The sequence below is a fragment of the Rhizobium sp. BK379 genome, assembly GCF_014193955.1.
GTDB lineage: Bacteria > Pseudomonadota > Alphaproteobacteria > Rhizobiales > Rhizobiaceae > Rhizobium.
Map to the genome: position 1 here is coordinate 198272 of NZ_JACIAD010000005.1, position 16279 is coordinate 214550.

Below are 16279 nucleotides of genomic sequence, written 5' to 3' on the forward strand. Positions count from 1 at the left end.
TGTGGCATCACTGGCCGATGCCGGCAATAGCCTGGGCAAAATCCTCGGCCTCGAACGGTTCGAGATCGTCGACCCCTTCCCCGACACCGATGAAATAGACCGGCAGCTTGTGCTTGGCGGAGATCGCCACCAGAATGCCGCCGCGCGCCGTGCCGTCAAGCTTGGTCATGATCAGCCCGCTGACACCGGCGACATTGCGGAAGATCTCGACCTGGTTGAGCGCATTCTGGCCCGTCGTCGCATCCAGTGTCTGGAGAACAGTGTGTGGCGCATCGGGGTCAAGCTTGCCGAGCACGCGCACGATCTTCTCCAGTTCTGCCATCAGCTCCGCCTTGTTCTGCAGGCGGCCAGCCGTATCAATGATCAGAACATCGCATTTCCTTGCCTTTGCCTGCTCGAACGCATCATAGGCAAGGCCCGCCGCATCCGCGCCGAGCTTGGTACCGATGAATTCGGATTTGGTGCGATCGGCCCAGATTTTCAGCTGCTCGATGGCAGCGGCGCGAAATGTATCGCCTGCGGCCAGCATCACCTTGAGGCCAGCACCGGAGAGCTTCGCCGCAAGCTTGCCGATCGTTGTCGTCTTGCCGGTGCCGTTGACGCCGACAACGAGGATGACATGCGGCTTGTGCGACAGATCGAGCTGCAGGGGCTTGGCGACGGGCTTCAGCACCTTGGCGATTTCGGTTGCCATGATGCGGCTCACATCCTCGCCGGTGACGTCCTTGCCATAACGTTCGGAAGCGAGCGTATCGGTGACGCGCATTGCAGTCTCGACGCCGAGGTCGGCCTGGATCAGCAGGTCTTCGAGATCCTGCAGCGTGTCGTCATCCAACTTACGCTTGGTGAAGAGTGCTGCAATCTGACCGGTAAGCTGCGAGGAGGTCCGCGCCAGACCATTGCGCAGGCGCTGAAACCAGGAAAGCCTCGGCTGCGGAGTGACCAGAGGCTCGGGTTCGGCGAGGGATCCGGTGGCGAAGCCTTTGGGAAGAACAGGGTCCGCGACTTGTTCGTCGGACACGATACCTTCCCCCTCTGGCAAGGATCGGGAACTTGGCTCTACCTCAAGCGGAGCCTCCTGCGCGTCTCGAACAGGAAACTCTTCCGGGAACACCTCCGTGGGCTCGACCCGGCCTTCCTCTACAGGGGCAGCGGCATCCTCAAAACGATCTCCCTCCGTGTGGGGGAGATGATCCAAGACGACAGAGGAGGGCGCCGATGCATCGTCATCGGCATTTGCTTCCGCTTCCGCCTCTAGAAGAGACAAAGGTACGACGCCCATGTCACCCAGATCATCGACGGGCGGCAGTAATTCCGGCTCGGCCTCAACGGGCTCCGGGTCCATCGCGCCATCCTGCCCGACATCTGCGGCCGGACCGCCGGCGGTTTCCATTTCTTCGGCAAGAACTGGATCGGCAGCAAGCGGCAGATCTTCGTCACGCGAGCGCGGCTCCAACTCCCTTTTCACGGCCTCCGGCACGGGCTCGTCCGTCGGCTTGCCGAAGGTGAAGACCTTTTTGATGAAACTGAGCGCCATGAGTTGTCCGTGAAGTCAGGCTGCCGCAGCAGCCGTCAATTGCATATCAAGATACTTGCCATTGTGGCCGGTGATCTTCACTTCGACGATATCGCGCGGGCGAAGACCGGGAACCGTGACGAGCGTGAAGTTTTCCGTATGCGCAAGACCGTTGTTTTCCACCAGCAGCCACTGCCGCGTTCCAACCATCTTGTCCAGATGGCGCTGGTGCAGCATCTGTCCAGTGGCGCGCAGCCGGGCGGCGCGGTCCTTGATGAGAGCGCGATCGAGCTGCGGCATGCGCGCGGCAGGTGTGCTGGCTCTCGGGCTATAGGGAAAGACATGCAAATGCGCGATCTCGGCTTCTTCGGCCAGCCGCACAGAATTCTCGAACATATCTTCGGTCTCTGTCGGGAAGCCGGCGATCATGTCCGCGCCAAAGCTGATCTCCGGCCGCAGCCGGCGCACGTCTTCGATGAAACGCAGAGCGTCGGCCCGGAGATGCCGGCGTTTCATGCGCTTGAGGATCATGTCGTCGCCATGCTGCAGGGAAAGATGCAGATGCGGCATGAAGCGCGGCTCGTCTGCGATCAGATCCATGAGATGCCGATCGACCTCGATACTGTCGATGGAAGACAGTCGCAGTCGACGAATATCGGGCACCTGCTTCAGGAGCGTCTTTGCGAGCAGCCCAAGCGTTGGCTCACCCGGAAGATCGGCGCCATAACTCGTGGCATCGACCCCGGTCAGCACGATTTCGCGATAACCGCTGTCGACGAGGTTGCGCGCCTGATCGACCACTGCACCCATTGGCACGGAACGCGAATTGCCGCGACCATAGGGGATGATGCAGAAAGTGCAGCGGTGATCGCATCCATTCTGCACCTGGATGAAGGCCCGGACATGACCGTCTATATGTCTCACCATCTGTGGCGCCGTATGGCGCACGCTCATGATGTCGTTGACGCGCAGCTTCTCTTCGGCTGAAACGCCGAAATCGGGAAGCGCACGATAGGAGGCTGCCTTCAGCTTCTCCTCGTTGCCAAGCACGGCATCGACCTCCGCCATTTCGGCAAAGGTCTGCTTTTCGGTCTGGGCGGCACAACCGGTAACGATGATGCGGGCATGTGGATTGTCGCGACGCGCGCGGCGGATCGCCTGACGGGCCTGACGCACGGCCTCGCCGGTCACAGCGCAGGTGTTGACCAGGATGGCATTGTTGAGCCCGGCCGCTTCGGCCTGCGATCTCATGACTTCGGATTCATAGATATTGAGACGACAGCCGAAGGTAATGACCTCGACGCCGCTCACCGCACTTCCGCTCCGGGTACCGCATCGCGTGACCATGAGCCGGTCGTCGGGTCGACCGTGCCGGACCATTCCCATTCGGCAGGACCGGTCATGACGACATGGTCGTCTTCGCGCCAATCAATCGTCAGTGGCTGGCGGATCGGGCTGGACGCGACGTCGATCGTCACCTTGCGACCGGTGCGGCCGGTGCGCGCCGCACTGACGGCAGATGCACAGGCGGCCGAACCGCAAGCAAGCGTCAGCCCCGCACCCCGCTCCCAGGTACGTGTCCGCAGCGCCGAGTCCGAGATGACTTGCGCCAGCGTGATATTGGCCTTTTCCGGAAAGATCGGGTGGTTTTCAAGCAGCGGACCGAACCGTTCGAGATCGAAGCTCATCGGATCGCGATCGACCCAGAAGATCGCATGCGGATTGCCCATCGATAGGGCCGAGGGCGAATGCAGGACAGGATTATCGATCGGCCCGATCTGTAGTTCGATACGGCTCGTATCGTGGAATTCTTCCGCAAGTGGGATCCGGTTCCAGTCGAAGACCGGCCGCCCCATGTCAACGGATATCGTGCCGTCCTCATGTTCGACGGCATTCAGGATGCCGGCAACCGTCTGGAAGGTGAAAGCCTTCTTGCCGGTCTCGGTGGCGAGCGCCTGCACGACACAGCGAGTTCCGTTGCCACAGGCTTGCGCCTTGGATCCGTCGGAATTGAGGATGTCGATATAGGCATCGGTGCCATCCGCCTTCGGATCATGGATCGCCATGATCTGGTCGAACTGCGTGTCGGTATCGGCATTGAGCGCGATGGCAGCCTGTGACGTCACCCTGTCGCTCCGCCCGCGCATGTCGACGACCAGGATCTTGTTGCCAAGCCCGTTCATCTTCGCGAATTCGACCGTGTTGCTCATCTGACTGTTTCCGCTGCGTTTCGGCTGTATATGGCGGAAATGCTCAGGGATTACCAGTGGGTGAGCGCCAGGCGAGCTTCGTCCTTCTTCTTACGCGCAACGGCGAAGTCCGCGAAATCAGGGCGGATACAACAAAGCCAACCTATGAAAACCAGACAGAATCCGGATCTAGCGCGCCGCCGGGCCATCGGAACTGAGGGACGCCGCATGCGCTTCAACAATAGCGGCAGTAATGACCTTTCTGAGCTCATAGACCAACAAGCGAGACCGCTTGCGATCCAGGTCCTGTGCCGCCTTCGCCAGATTCAGGCCTTCCTTCAGAACTATATTATGGGCGCGTGCCAGCGCCCAGCTTTCTATATCTGGGTTTATCATTTGATATCTCCGCCGATTCATTCGACATCAAGGATATTAACGAATCATTTTACAGAATTTACTTAAGTAGAAAGTAGAATCAGAAGCGGAATATTTTGCAACTGGCTTTTAGAGCGAATTCGGGTCTGCGATAGAAATATTCTACCAGACATCAGTGAATTCCAAGGCGAATATGTTAGTATATATAGATATATACTTCCGTCGTCGCGACCGGTCGCATGGCGTATTATCCCGCACCACGCCTGCCGTTCGGGTTTGGAAAAAGCCCGCCACGGCGTCGCCGGACGCATTCGCCTTGACTTTCCCGCAGCTTTCCTGTTTATCGCCCCAAATCCGCGACGAGTAAAGACTCCGAGCCGCCGACCGGGACATTGGATTCCGGAGGTCAACACCCGACAGCGCGTCGCGCCCTCGGGTGCTTTTTGGCTTTGCGTCTTGTTTTCGTCAAGGAAAAGCACGACGTTCGGGACATCCCAAAACTCCCCGAAACGTATCAAGGAAGAGCCGATGTTTGAGAACCTCCAGGACCGTCTTGGTTCCATCCTGAATGGACTGACAGGCCGTGGCGCGCTTTCGGAAAGTGATGTTTCCGCAGCGCTGCGCGAGGTTCGCCGTGCGCTTCTGGAAGCCGACGTTTCGCTGGAAGTCGTGCGCTCCTTCACCGATCGTGTGCGTGAAAAGGCTGTCGGCGCCGAGATCCTGAAGTCGATCAAGCCAGGCCAGATGGTCGTCAAGATCGTCCATGACGAGCTGATCGAGATGCTCGGCGGCGAAGGTGTCGGTGTCGACCTTCATGCAGCCGCCCCGGTCGTCATCATGATGGTCGGCCTGCAGGGCTCCGGTAAGACGACGACCACGGCAAAGATCGCCAATCGCTTGACGACACGCGAGAAGAAGAAGGTGCTGATGGCATCGCTCGACACGCGCCGCCCGGCAGCGCAAGAGCAGCTTCGCCAGCTCGGCGCTCAGGCAAACATCGACACCCTGCCCGTTATTGCCGGTCAGTCTCCGACCGATATCGCCGCCCGCGCCGTTCAGGCAGCCAGGCTCGGCGGCCATGACGTCGTCATTCTCGACACCGCCGGCCGTACCCATATCGATGAACCCTTGATGGTCGAAATGGCCGATATCAAGAAGAAGTCGAACCCGCACGAAATCCTGCTGGTCGCCGATAGCTTGACCGGCCAGGACGCCGTCAATCTCGCTCGCAGTTTCGATGAGCGTGTCGGCATCACCGGCCTTGTGCTGACCCGCATGGATGGCGATGGCCGCGGCGGTGCGGCCCTTTCCATGCGCGCCGTCACCGGCAAGCCGATCAAGCTGATCGGCGTCGGCGAACGAATGGGCGAGCTGGAGGAATTCCATCCCCGTCGTATCGCCGACCGTATCCTCGGCATGGGCGATATCGTTTCGCTCGTCGAGAAGGCTGCAGAAAACATCGACGCCGAAAAGGCGGCTGCCATGGCCGCCAAGATGGCCAAGGGCAAGTTTGACCTGAACGACCTCGCCGACCAGCTGCGCCAGATGCAGAAGATGGGCGGCATGGGCGGCATCATGGGCTTGATGCCCGGCATGGCCGGCATGAAGGACAAGATGGCCGCTGCCGGCCTGGACGACAAGCTGTTCGGCCGCCAGATCGCCATCATCCAGTCGATGACCAAGGCCGAGCGCGCCAATCCCGACCTGCTCAAGCATTCGCGCAAGAAGCGCATCGCCGCCGGCTCCGGCACGGATGCGGCTGCCATCAACAAGCTTCTGAAGATGCATCGGCAGATGGCCGACATGATGAAGATGATGGGCGGCAAGGGCAAAGGCGGCATGATGAAGCAGATGATGGGCGGTCTTGCCGGCAAGATGGGGCTGGGGGGCCTCGGCGGCATGGGCGGCATGGGCGGCATGCCTGATCTTTCGAATATCGACCCGAAGCAGCTCGAAGCGCTGCAGAAGCAGGCGGAAGCCGCGGGTCTCGGAAAGCCGGGTGGGGGTATGCCCGGTCTAGGCGGAGGCTTGCCGGGCGGATTGCCCGGTCTGGGCGGCGCGAAGCTGCCGGGCCTCGGTGGTGGTTTCCCGGGCCTGCCCGGATTGCCGAAGAAGAAGTGAAAGGATCGCCTGCCCCATGATTGATCCAGACGTCAAAGCCCAGCTTTCGAGTTACCGCCAGTCGATCGACAATATCGATGCGGCGCTCGTTCATATTCTGGCCGAACGCTTCCGCTGCACCAAAGAGGTCGGCGTGCTCAAGGCCAAGTACAAGTTGCCGCCGGCCGATCCGGCGCGCGAGGAATACCAGATCACGCGTCTTCGTCAGCTTGCCGAAGATGCGCATCTGGATCCGGATTTCGCCGAGAAGTTCCTGAACTTCGTCATCAAGGAAGTCATCCGGCATCATGAGCAGATCGCTGCGGATCACGCTGAACAGAGCGCCGCAACCCGATAACCATGCCGCTCAACGAAGCGGTTCAAGAAAAGCCTAAGGAGTAAAACATGGCACTGAAAATTCGTCTCGCACGCGGTGGTTCCAAGAAGCGCCCGTACTACCACGTCGTTCTCGCTGACGCCCGCAGCCCGCGCGACGGCCGTTTCCTTGAGAACCTCGGTTCCTGGAACCCGATGCTCGCCAAGGATGATGAAAAGCGCGTTCAGCTGAACGGCGAGCGTATCAAGCACTGGCTCGATCAGGGCGCCCTGCCGACGGACCGCGTCCTGCGCTTCCTCGACGAAGCCGGCATCTCCAAGCGCGAAACCCGCAACAACCCGGAAAAGGCAAAGCCGGGCAAGAAGGCTCAGGAGCGCGCTGCCGAAAAGGCTCAGAAGGTTGCTGACGCCGCTGAAGCTGCTGCTTCCGCCGAATAATCGGTTTCGATCCCATCTGAACGGGCGGCATGGCGACATGCCGCCCGTTTTCGTTTCCATTCCCGCGCACTTCGTTTATGAGAAGCGTGATCTCGGCTTCTTGCCTGCGCTCGAATGAAGGACCCCATGACCAAGCTTGAAAACCCGGTGCTGATGGCGACCATCGGTGGCGCCCAGGGCATTCGCGGCGAGGTGCGTGTAAAAGCCTACACGGCCGACCCGACCGCGCTCGGCGATTATGGCCACCTGCACAGCATGGATGGGCGCATTTTCGAGGTTCTCGAATTGCGCGAGATGAAGAATATGGTCGTCGTCCGCTTCCGCGGCGTCAACGACCGCAACGCCGCCGAGGCGTTGAACGGCCTGGAACTCTACATCGAACGCGACAACCTGTCGGACGAGGAACTGGAGGACGACGAGTTCTTCTATGCCGATCTGGAAGGGCTCGAAGCCTTCGACGATCAGGGCATCAGTTACGGCACCGTGACCGGAGTCTTCGATTTCGGCGCCGGCGATCTTCTGGAACTCAAGGGCCCCGGCAAGCGTCCGGTGCTGATCCCCTTTTCGGAAGCCTCCGTGCTTGAAATCGACCTTGAAGCCGGCAAGCTGCTCATTGATCCGCTTGCCGCCGGCCTCATCGACGATCCCGACGATCTGAAGGGCCTCACCCCCGCCAAGCCGAAGAAAAAGAAGTAGGCGCCATGGCTTTCCGGGCGACCGTTCTGACACTTTACCCGGAAATGTTTCCGGGTCATCTGGGATTTTCGCTCGCAGGCAAGGCGGCAGAGCGCGGACAATGGTCGCTTGATGCCGTGCAGATCCGCGATTTTGCCACTGACAAGCATCGCACCGTCGACGACACGCCGGCTGGCGGCGGCGCCGGCATGGTGCTGAAGCCCGACGTGCTGGCCCGCGCCATCGACAGCACCTCTGAAAACGACACCCGCCCGAGACTGCTGATGAGCCCGCGCGGCAAGCCGCTGACGCAGGAGCGTGTGCGGCAACTGGCGGCCGGCGATGGCGTTATCATCATCTGCGGCCGTTTCGAGGGCGTCGACCAGCGGGTGATCGACGCGCGCGGGCTCGAGGAAGTCTCGATTGGCGACTACGTACTGTCAGGCGGCGAGCCGGCGGCGCTGATCGTGCTCGACGCGATCGTCCGTATCCTGCCTGGCGTCATGGGTAACGACCTCTCCGGCCTGCATGAAAGTTTCGAAGGCGGGCTGCTGGAACATCCGCACTATACCCGTCCGCAGGAATGGGAAGGCCGCGAGATTCCGGCGATCCTGACGTCGGGCAATCACGGCGCGATCGAGAAATGGCGCCACGAACAGGCCGTCTCCCTGACGAAGGAAAGACGCCCCGATCTTCTTGCAGCGCAGAAGTCCGGAAAAGGCGGCTGATTTCATAAATTTGTCGTCCAAGGGATGACAAGCGGAAGTCTTTCGTGTATTGGCGCACGCGGAAATGGGGTTTAACCCTGTCTGCCAGCAAACAAAGAATGGCGAACCCGCTCCCGCCCGCAAGGGCAAACTCCGGAGGCATAGACCGAAGGACAGTGTGAGCGCTCTGGCTGTTTCAGAATAACCAAAGGTTAAGACGATGAACATCATTCAGCAGCTTGAGGCCGAACAGGCCGCCAAGATCGAAGCCAAGCGTACGCTTCCCGAATTCTCCCCGGGCGATACCGTCCGCGTCAACGTGAAGGTCACGGAAGGCAACCGTACCCGTGTTCAGGCCTATGAAGGCGTCTGCATCGCCCGCTCCGGCGGCGGCCTGCAGGAAAACTTCACGGTCCGCAAGATCTCCTACGGCGAAGGCGTCGAGCGCGTATTCCCGGTTTACTCCCCGCTGATCGAAAGCGTCGAAGTCGTTCGCCGCGGTAAGGTCCGTCGCGCCAAGCTCTACTACCTGCGCGACCGTCGCGGTAAGTCGGCTCGTATCGTCGAGAACACCGGCACCCGCGCCCGCAAGCTCAACGATGCCGAGCGTCAGGCCCTTGCCGAGGAAAAGGCACGGATCGAAGCTGAAAAGGTTGCAGCAGCTCAGGCTCTCGCCGCCGAAAAGGCAGCAGCCGAAGCCGCTGAAGCAAAGGCCGCCGCAGAAGCAGCAGCCGCTGCTGAAGGTTCGGCTGAGTAAGCTTCTCGCGAAAGCGAAAATCATTGCATGGGGAAGGCGGTCTTTGGGCCGCCTTTTCTTTTTTGCAAGGGTCGGCGATGCCTGCAGCCTTGCCATGAGCACATCTTCCATGACAATTCTGCCACTCAAATATTGGGGAGCCACATTATGTTCTTTCGCCGCACCGTTCTTGCCGGCCTGACCGCCGTCATGCTTTCGCCGCTCGCAGCCTTCGCCGCCAGCCTGCCGGACCTCGGCGGCAAGACAGTTGTTGTGGTGACGGAAAATGCTTATCCGCCGCTGCAGTTTGTCGATCCCAAATCCGGCAAGGCGATCGGCTGGGAATATGACGCGATGAACGAGATCGCCAAGCGGCTGAATTTCAAGGTCGAGTACCAGAACACCAGCTGGGACGCGATGATCCAGGCCGTGTCCGACGGCCAGTACAATATCGGCATGACCGGCATCACCATCAAGGACGACCGCAAGCAGAAGGTCGACTTCTCCGACCCCTACATGCGCTCGCAGCAGTTCATGCTGGTTCGTGGCGACGAAAAGCGCTTCACCGACGCCAAGAGCTTCGGCGCCCTCAGCGATGGCCTGATCGGCGCCCAGCCCGGCACTTCGCCTTTCTATACCGCCGTCTACGAAATCCTCGACGGCAACGAACAGAACCCGCGCATCAAACTCTTCGAAACCTTCGGTGCGACCGTACAGGCCCTGAAGACCGGTGACGTCGACCTGGTCCTCACCGACAGCGTCGCTGCCAAGGGTTATGTCGATTCCTCGAATGGCGGTTTGAAGGTCGTCGGCGAACCGCTCGGCACCGAAGACTTCGGCTTTATCTTCCCCAAGGGCTCCGATCTTGTCGCCCCCGTCAATGCCGCCATCGCCGACCTGAAGGCGGACGGCACCTTTGATGCGCTCAACAAGAAGTGGTTCCTCGACTACAAGATGGGCCAATAGTCCCCGAGCGATCGCAGATGGCATTACCCCCATCCCCGCGACACGAAAAGGACGACCGTCCCTGGTGGCTGGTCGTCCTTGTTCTGATCGGCATCGTTCTCGCCGTCGTCATCGTCACCAACGATATCTACGCGCAGGTCTTCCGGACCGTCGTGAATGGTGCCGGTATTACCGTGTTCGTGACGCTTGTCGCCTTTGTGCTGGCGACCGTGCTCGGTCTGGGCATCGCGCTGCTGGGTCTCTCCGACAATATCGTACTGCGCCAGATCGCCCGCTTCTATATCGAGATCATCCGAGGCATTCCGATCCTCGTGCTGCTCTTCTATATCGCCTTCGTCGGCGCGCCGGGGGTTGTCGCAGCCTATAATTTCTTGATCACACCCCTGGTGCAGGCAGGTATTGCCGAGCCTATCCTCGTGCGTGATCTGTCGCTGATGTGGCGCGCCATCATTGCCCTGATGATCGGTTATTCCTCGTTCATCGCCGAAATCTTCCGCGCCGGCTTCCAGTCGGTCGATATCGGCCAGATCGAGGCGGCCAAGTCGCTAGGCTTGTCGCGTTACCGCCGCTTCCGTCTCGTCGTCTTTCCGCAGGCGATCCGGGTGATCTTTCCGCCGCTTTCGAACGACTTCGTCTCGATGGTAAAGGATTCATCGTTGGTCTCCGTTCTCGGAGTCGCCGACATCACGCAGATGGGCAAGGTCTATGCCTCTGGCTCGTTTCGCTTCTTCGAGACCTATTCGATCGTCACCTACATCTATCTGATCCTGACGATCGGTCTGTCGCTCTTCCTGCGACGGATCGAGAAGAAGATGAAGCAGATGCCGCGGCGCTAGAGCGCATGACGATTCGAATTGCCGTTTCGATCAAAAATCGCTATATCCAGCGCCATGGAATCCAAGTTCAGATGCATCGGTGCGCATATTTTCGTGCTGCAGGACCATTATCGCCTGCCGGCACGTTTCTTTGCGTCCGTTTCCGGTGCGCTCAACAGCCGACTTCGTTGATCGAATGACGGCCTGCGGAGCCTCTCCGCCACATCCTTTATTCCACGCTCCAGCCAAAACGGACGATTAGCCATGAGCGCACCGCGTACCCTTTACGACAAGATCTGGGCCGACCACCTGGTAGACGAACAGCCTGACGGCACCTGTCTTCTCTACATCGACCGTCACCTGGTCCACGAAGTTACCTCGCCGCAGGCTTTCGAAGGTCTGCGCATGACCGGCCGCAAGGTTCGCGCGCCGGAAAAGACGCTTGCCGTCGTCGACCACAACGTTCCGACCTCTGCTGACCGCCATCTTGGCATCAAGAACGAGGAAAGCCGCATTCAGGTCGAGCAGCTCGCCAAGAATGCCGCCGAATTCAACGTCGAATATTATTCCGAGAACGACAAGCGCCAGGGCATCGTCCACATCATCGGACCGGAGCAGGGCTTCACTCTGCCGGGCATGACGATCGTCTGCGGCGACAGCCACACCTCCACGCACGGCGCCTTCGGCTCGCTGGCTCATGGTATCGGCACGTCTGAAGTCGAGCACGTTCTTGCCACCCAGACGCTGATCCAGAAGAAGGCCAAGAACATGCTGGTGCAGGTCGACGGCCAGCTGCCGCCGGGTGTTACCGCCAAAGATATCGTCCTTGCCATCATCGGCGAGATCGGCACTGCCGGCGGCACCGGCTACGTCATCGAATATGCCGGCGAAGCAATCCGCGCGCTGTCGATGGAAGGCCGTATGACGATCTGCAACATGTCGATCGAAGGCGGCGCCCGCGCCGGTCTGATCGCGCCCGACGAGATCACCTTCGAATATATCAAGGGCAAGCCCCGTGCACCCAAGGGCGAAGCGCTCGAGCAGGCGATCACCTACTGGAAGACCCTGAAGACCGACGAAGGCGCGCATTACGACCGCGTCGTCACGCTCAACGCTGCCGAACTGCCGCCGATCGTCTCCTGGGGCTCATCGCCCGAGGACGTAATTTCGGTACAGGGCATCGTTCCGAACCCGGACGATATCCAGGACGAAACCAAGCGCGCCTCCAAGTGGCGTGCGCTGGACTATATGGGCCTGAAGCCGGGCACGCCGATGACTGATATCAGCATTGACCGTGTCTTCATCGGCTCCTGCACCAACGGCCGCATCGAAGACCTGCGCGCTGTCGCCAAGGTCGTTGAAGGCAAGACCGTCGCCTCGACCGTCAACGCCATGATCGTTCCGGGCTCCGGCCTCGTGAAGGAACAGGCGGAGCAGGAAGGCCTCGACAAGATCTTCAAGGCAGCCGGTTTCGACTGGCGTGAACCGGGCTGCTCCATGTGCCTCGCCATGAACGACGACCGCCTGAAGCCGGGCGAGCGTTGCGCATCGACCTCGAACCGTAACTTTGAAGGCCGCCAGGGCTTCAAGGGCCGCACGCATCTCGTCTCGCCGGCCATGGCCGCCGCAGCCGCGATTGCTGGCCACTTCGTCGACATCCGCGAGTGGAACTGATCTTTCTGGCCCATCGGACATGACAAAAGCCCGGCGCGCGAGCGCCGGGCTTTCTTAATTGCGCGAAGCTGAGAAGACGGCGCTTAGAACGTCGCCGTGTACGGATCCGGACCCATGCGAGCGCCGGCGCTATCGAGCTTGGCAATCGCTGCCATGTCTTCGCCATCAAGCTTGAAATCGAAGACGTTGAAATTCTCCTCGATGCGCGAGGGCGTCACCGACTTCGGAATGACGACAAGGCCGGTATCGATGTGCCAGCGGATGATCACCTGCGCCGGTGTCTTGCCGTGCTTGGCAGCAATCTGGGCGATGACCGGATTGGAAATGAAGCGGCCCTGGCCAAGCGGGCTCCAGGATTCCGTGACGATATTCAGCTTCTTGTGGGCTTCCTGGGCGGCCTTCTGCTGGAAGTCCGGATGCAGCTCGATCTGGTTGATAACAGGAACCACACCTGTATCGCCGACGATGTGATCGAGATGGTCGGGATAGAAGTTGGAAACTCCGATGGATCGTACGCGGCCCTCTTCCCGCAGCCGCACGAAAGCTTTCCAGGTTTCGCGATAAAGCCCACGGTGCGGCGACGGCCAGTGGATGAGATAGAGATCGATATAATCGGTTCCGAGCTTCTTCAGGCTGACCTCGAAGGCACGCAGCGCATTGTCGTAGCCCTGGTCGGTATTACGCAGTTTCGTGGTGACGAAGATATCCTTGCGATCGGTTCCGGAGGAGCGGATGCCTTCGCCGACGCCCTCTTCATTGTCGTAGCCGGACGCCGTATCGATGTGACGGTAACCTGCGGCAAGTGCGGTGCGCACGGTCGGAGCAGCGATATCCTGCGGCGTCTGCCAGACGCCAAGACCGACCTGTGGAATGGAGTGTCCGTCGTGAAAAGTAATGATGGGCTGAGTGGTCACAGTAGATCTCCGGAAGTTTGAAGAATTGGCCAAAGACATGAATTGAATGGGGCACGAATTGAAGCCGCGAAGCGGTTTTCCCTGGACACATCGAAGCCCTCGCGTCCGGTCAAAAATCCATATAGGACAGGTTGTCGGCAATACAATCAGAGAACGCGGACGATCGTTCCCTTTCTGAGATGGGGCAGAAGACGGCGCATGTCGCGGGCGCTGATCGCAACGCAGCCCGCAGTCGGCTCATATCCGGGCCGGATGAGATGGAAAAAGATCGCCGAGCCGCGATTGCGCGCCCGGGTGGTTATGTTCCAGTCGAGCACCAGACAGATGTCGTAGAGCCCGTCCTCACGCCTCATATCTTCATGGCTCGGCTTGAACGGCGCCTTCACCAGCCTGTTGTAGTTTGGATCGTCCGATTGATCACACCACAGCATATCGGTGCGGATGCGCCGGATCGGCAATTCCGAGGGAAGATGCCCGTTTCGTTCGCCGCGCCTGAAACCGTAAAGAAGTCGCATGGCAGCAATCGGCGTTGCCCCGTCACCTTCCCGCTTGATCACGGTCCGGCCGCTGCGGCCGATAGCGGCAGGCAGGGCAAGCGGGCCGCAACGGATGATAGCCCTGCTCTTTTTGCCCGGAGCGGCACGCACAACGAGCGTAGGAGGCTTGCCGTTTCGCTCTCGCCTTGCTTTTTCCATTTTTCTCGCATGTTCTTGAATTGCCTTGGGCTTCGATTGAAACCATATGAAGCCTTAGGCAGCAACAGCAGCAGATCGCCAATCCTTGCCAAATCTGGAATTTGGCGTAGGAGTATCTGACCAACGCAAGGACGCACCCGCATGACCGCACGCACCATTCTTCTGGTGGATGACGACGACGACCTTCGCCAGACGCTGACGGAGCAATTGTCGTTGTATGAGGAATTCACGGTCCTGCAGGAAGCGACCGCGGGCAAGGGCGTCCAGGCCGCCCGCTCCAATCCTGTCGATCTTCTGATCATGGACGTCGGCCTGCCCGATATGGACGGCCGCGAGGCGGTGAAGCTGTTGCGCAAGGGCGGCTTCAAAGCGCCGATCATCATGCTGACCGGCCATGACACGGATTCCGACACGATCCTCGGCCTTGAGGCCGGCGCCAACGATTATATCACCAAACCCTTCCGCTTCGCCGTGCTGCTTGCCCGCATCCGCGTACAGCTTCGCCAGCACGAGCAGAGCGAAGATGCGACTTTCACCGTTGGTCCCTATCTCTTCAAGCCGAGCCAGAAGCTGCTGACCACCGATAACGGCCAGAAGATCCGCCTGACGGAAAAGGAAGCGGCGATCATTCGCTACCTCTACCGCGCCGAACAGAAGGTGGTCACCCGCGACGTGCTGCTGGAAGAGGTCTGGGGCTACAATTCCGGCGTCACCACACACACGCTGGAAACCCACGTTTACCGTCTGCGCCAGAAGATCGAGCGGGATCCATCCAACGCCGAGATCCTCGTGACGGAAAACGGCGGCTACAAGATTATCCCGTAGAATGTCTCTTTCCGACGATATTCTCCTGCTGGCGCAGCTGCCGCTGTTCAAGGACATGAACGACGACCAGCTGCGCCTTATTGCCTTCGGCGCGGACCGTCGCGTGATTGCGGCGGGGCAGATGCTGTTCCGTCAGGGCTCGCCCGCCGAAAGTGCTTATGTGATCACCAGCGGCAGTCTCGAACTCAGCGTGACGGGCTCGGATGGCATGGGGCGGACCGAAGCCATTGCCGAATCCGGATCGCTGATATCGGAACTTGCATTGGTGACACAGGTAGAGCGCAAATTCACTGCGATCGCGCGCGAGGATACCGGCATCATCCGCATCACGCGGGCCCTGTTTCATCGCCTGATCGAAGAATATCCTTCGGCGGCACGCATTATCGAAAACCGCATCCGCGATAGCATTGCCGATCTTGCGGCGCAGGCCGCAAGCCAATTTCACCGATTCAGTTGAAGCGTCTCAGAGATTGAGATGCACGGTCACCGGCACATGGTCGGACGGCCGGTCCCAGCCGCGTGCTTCCTTCAGCACCTCGATACGCTGCAGAAGCGGGCCAAGGTCGGGCGAGGACCAGATGTGGTCGAGACGCCGGCCCTTGTCGGCAGCTTCCCAATCCTTCGCGCGGTAACTCCACCAGGTATAAAGCTTCTCATTGGCAGGCACGTGCTGGCGCATGAGATCATGCCAGCCGCCGCGCTTCATCACCTCGAGCAGTCCGTCGGTTTCGACAGGCGTATGGCTGACGATCTTCAGAAGCTGCTTATGCGACCAGACATCATGCTCCAGCGGCGCGATATTGAGATCGCCGACAAGGATGGCAGACGTGTTCGGCTCGGCGCTCGCCTTGAGGTTCTTCATCTCCTCGATGAAATCGAGCTTGTGGCCGAATTTTGGATTGATCGTGCGGTCCGGCTCGTCGCCGCCAGCAGGAACATAGAAATTATGCAGGCGGATGCGCCGGTTGCCGCGCTGGAAGACCGCCGAGATGTGGCGCGCATCGCCGACATTGCAGTAATCCTGCCGGTGATCCTCGGTCAGCGGCACGCGGGAAGCGATGGCGACGCCATGATAACCCTTCTGGCCGTGGATGATGATGTGCTCGTAGCCCATGGCGCGTAGCGGTGCCAACGGGAAGAGATCGTTCGTAACCTTGGTTTCCTGCAGGCAGAGAATGTCGGGCCGGTGCTTCAGCACCAACTGCTCGACGATCGGCATGCGCAGCCGCACCGAATTGATGTTCCAAGTGGTAATGGAAAAGCTCATGCCATGCCCTTTCAGATCTCTCTGAAAAGGCTTTAGAGCAAAGGTGTAAGC

18 protein-coding genes are annotated in these 16279 nt (G+C 59.9%); 11 read left to right on the forward strand and 7 right to left on the reverse strand.

The window, feature by feature from the left end; all coding sequences use genetic code 11:
- Positions 1 to 7: 7 nt before the first annotated feature.
- The 4 genes from ftsY to FHT93_RS35680 all read right to left on the reverse strand — a co-directional run bounded on the left by ftsY (position 8) and on the right by FHT93_RS35680 (position 4122).
- Entirely contained in the window at positions 8 to 1537 is a 1530-nt protein-coding gene (ftsY, locus tag FHT93_RS22710; protein ID WP_113144915.1) for a signal recognition particle-docking protein FtsY, read from the reverse strand.
- Positions 1538 to 1552: 15 nt separating this feature from the next.
- Positions 1553 to 2827 (reverse strand): tRNA (N(6)-L-threonylcarbamoyladenosine(37)-C(2))-methylthiotransferase MtaB, encoded by a 1275-nt coding sequence (gene mtaB, locus FHT93_RS22715; RefSeq protein WP_183849564.1) that lies wholly within the window; start codon positions 2825 to 2827, stop codon positions 1553 to 1555.
- Positions 2824 to 3726: a diaminopimelate epimerase gene (gene dapF / locus FHT93_RS22720; RefSeq protein ID WP_183849567.1), complete on the reverse strand. Its 903-nt coding sequence runs from the start codon at positions 3724 to 3726 to the stop codon at positions 2824 to 2826. The genes mtaB and dapF overlap by 4 nt, the downstream gene beginning before the upstream one ends.
- Before the next feature lie 168 nt (positions 3727 to 3894).
- On the reverse strand, positions 3895 to 4122 hold the full coding sequence (locus FHT93_RS35680; RefSeq protein WP_183881184.1) for a hypothetical protein: 228 nt from the start codon (positions 4120 to 4122) through the stop codon (positions 3895 to 3897).
- A gap of 486 nt (positions 4123 to 4608) precedes the next feature.
- On the opposite strand from FHT93_RS35680, the gene ffh reads away from it, so the two are divergent.
- The 9 genes from ffh (at position 4609) to leuC (ending at position 12527) form a co-directional block, all read left to right on the forward strand.
- Complete coding sequence (gene ffh, locus FHT93_RS22725; RefSeq protein WP_183849569.1) at positions 4609 to 6201, forward strand: signal recognition particle protein; 1593 nt, start codon at positions 4609 to 4611, stop codon at positions 6199 to 6201.
- Positions 6202 to 6217: 16 nt separating this feature from the next.
- A complete protein-coding gene (locus tag FHT93_RS22730; protein WP_183849571.1) occupies positions 6218 to 6538 on the forward strand; it encodes a chorismate mutase in 321 nt (106 codons plus the stop codon).
- 47 nt (positions 6539 to 6585) lie between these two features.
- Positions 6586 to 6954: a 30S ribosomal protein S16 gene (gene rpsP / locus FHT93_RS22735; RefSeq protein WP_112545668.1), complete on the forward strand. Its 369-nt coding sequence runs from the start codon at positions 6586 to 6588 to the stop codon at positions 6952 to 6954.
- Positions 6955 to 7080: 126 nt separating this feature from the next.
- Entirely contained in the window at positions 7081 to 7650 is a 570-nt protein-coding gene (gene rimM / locus FHT93_RS22740) for a ribosome maturation factor RimM (protein ID WP_112545711.1), read from the forward strand.
- Between the two features lie 5 nt (positions 7651 to 7655).
- Positions 7656 to 8357 carry a tRNA (guanosine(37)-N1)-methyltransferase TrmD gene (gene trmD / locus FHT93_RS22745; RefSeq protein ID WP_183849573.1) on the forward strand — a complete coding sequence of 234 codons (702 nt, stop codon included), beginning with the start codon at positions 7656 to 7658 and terminating at the stop codon, positions 8355 to 8357.
- Between the two features lie 199 nt (positions 8358 to 8556).
- The gene (gene rplS, locus FHT93_RS22750; protein ID WP_112545670.1) at positions 8557 to 9093 is read left to right on the forward strand and encodes a 50S ribosomal protein L19; all 537 of its coding nucleotides are present in this window, start codon (positions 8557 to 8559) and stop codon (positions 9091 to 9093) included.
- 147 nt (positions 9094 to 9240) lie between these two features.
- The gene (locus FHT93_RS22755) at positions 9241 to 10038 is read left to right on the forward strand and encodes a basic amino acid ABC transporter substrate-binding protein (protein ID WP_112970787.1); all 798 of its coding nucleotides are present in this window, start codon (positions 9241 to 9243) and stop codon (positions 10036 to 10038) included.
- A 17-nt stretch (positions 10039 to 10055) separates the two neighbouring features.
- The gene (locus tag FHT93_RS22760; protein ID WP_113013320.1) at positions 10056 to 10874 is read left to right on the forward strand and encodes an amino acid ABC transporter permease; all 819 of its coding nucleotides are present in this window, start codon (positions 10056 to 10058) and stop codon (positions 10872 to 10874) included.
- Positions 10875 to 11117: 243 nt separating this feature from the next.
- Positions 11118 to 12527: a 3-isopropylmalate dehydratase large subunit gene (gene leuC / locus FHT93_RS22765; protein ID WP_112545673.1), complete on the forward strand. Its 1410-nt coding sequence runs from the start codon at positions 11118 to 11120 to the stop codon at positions 12525 to 12527.
- An 83-nt stretch (positions 12528 to 12610) separates the two neighbouring features.
- Here the strand turns inward: leuC and FHT93_RS22770 are convergent, their stop codons facing one another.
- Positions 12611 to 13441 carry an aldo/keto reductase gene (locus FHT93_RS22770; protein ID WP_183849575.1) on the reverse strand — a complete coding sequence of 277 codons (831 nt, stop codon included), beginning with the start codon at positions 13439 to 13441 and terminating at the stop codon, positions 12611 to 12613.
- Positions 13442 to 13587: 146 nt separating this feature from the next.
- Positions 13588 to 14136, reverse strand: a complete 549-nt coding sequence (locus FHT93_RS22775) for a L,D-transpeptidase (protein ID WP_183849577.1) — start codon at positions 14134 to 14136, stop codon at positions 13588 to 13590.
- A gap of 141 nt (positions 14137 to 14277) precedes the next feature.
- Between FHT93_RS22775 and FHT93_RS22780 the strand changes: the two genes are divergently transcribed.
- Entirely contained in the window at positions 14278 to 14961 is a 684-nt protein-coding gene (locus tag FHT93_RS22780) for a response regulator transcription factor (RefSeq protein ID WP_112545676.1), read from the forward strand.
- A 1-nt stretch (position 14962) separates the two neighbouring features.
- Entirely contained in the window at positions 14963 to 15418 is a 456-nt protein-coding gene (locus tag FHT93_RS22785) for a cyclic nucleotide-binding domain-containing protein (RefSeq protein WP_112545677.1), read from the forward strand.
- 6 nt (positions 15419 to 15424) lie between these two features.
- On the opposite strand, the gene FHT93_RS22790 is transcribed toward FHT93_RS22785, so the two are convergent.
- Positions 15425 to 16228: an exodeoxyribonuclease III gene (locus tag FHT93_RS22790; RefSeq protein ID WP_112545678.1), complete on the reverse strand. Its 804-nt coding sequence runs from the start codon at positions 16226 to 16228 to the stop codon at positions 15425 to 15427.
- Positions 16229 to 16279 lie beyond the last annotated feature (51 nt).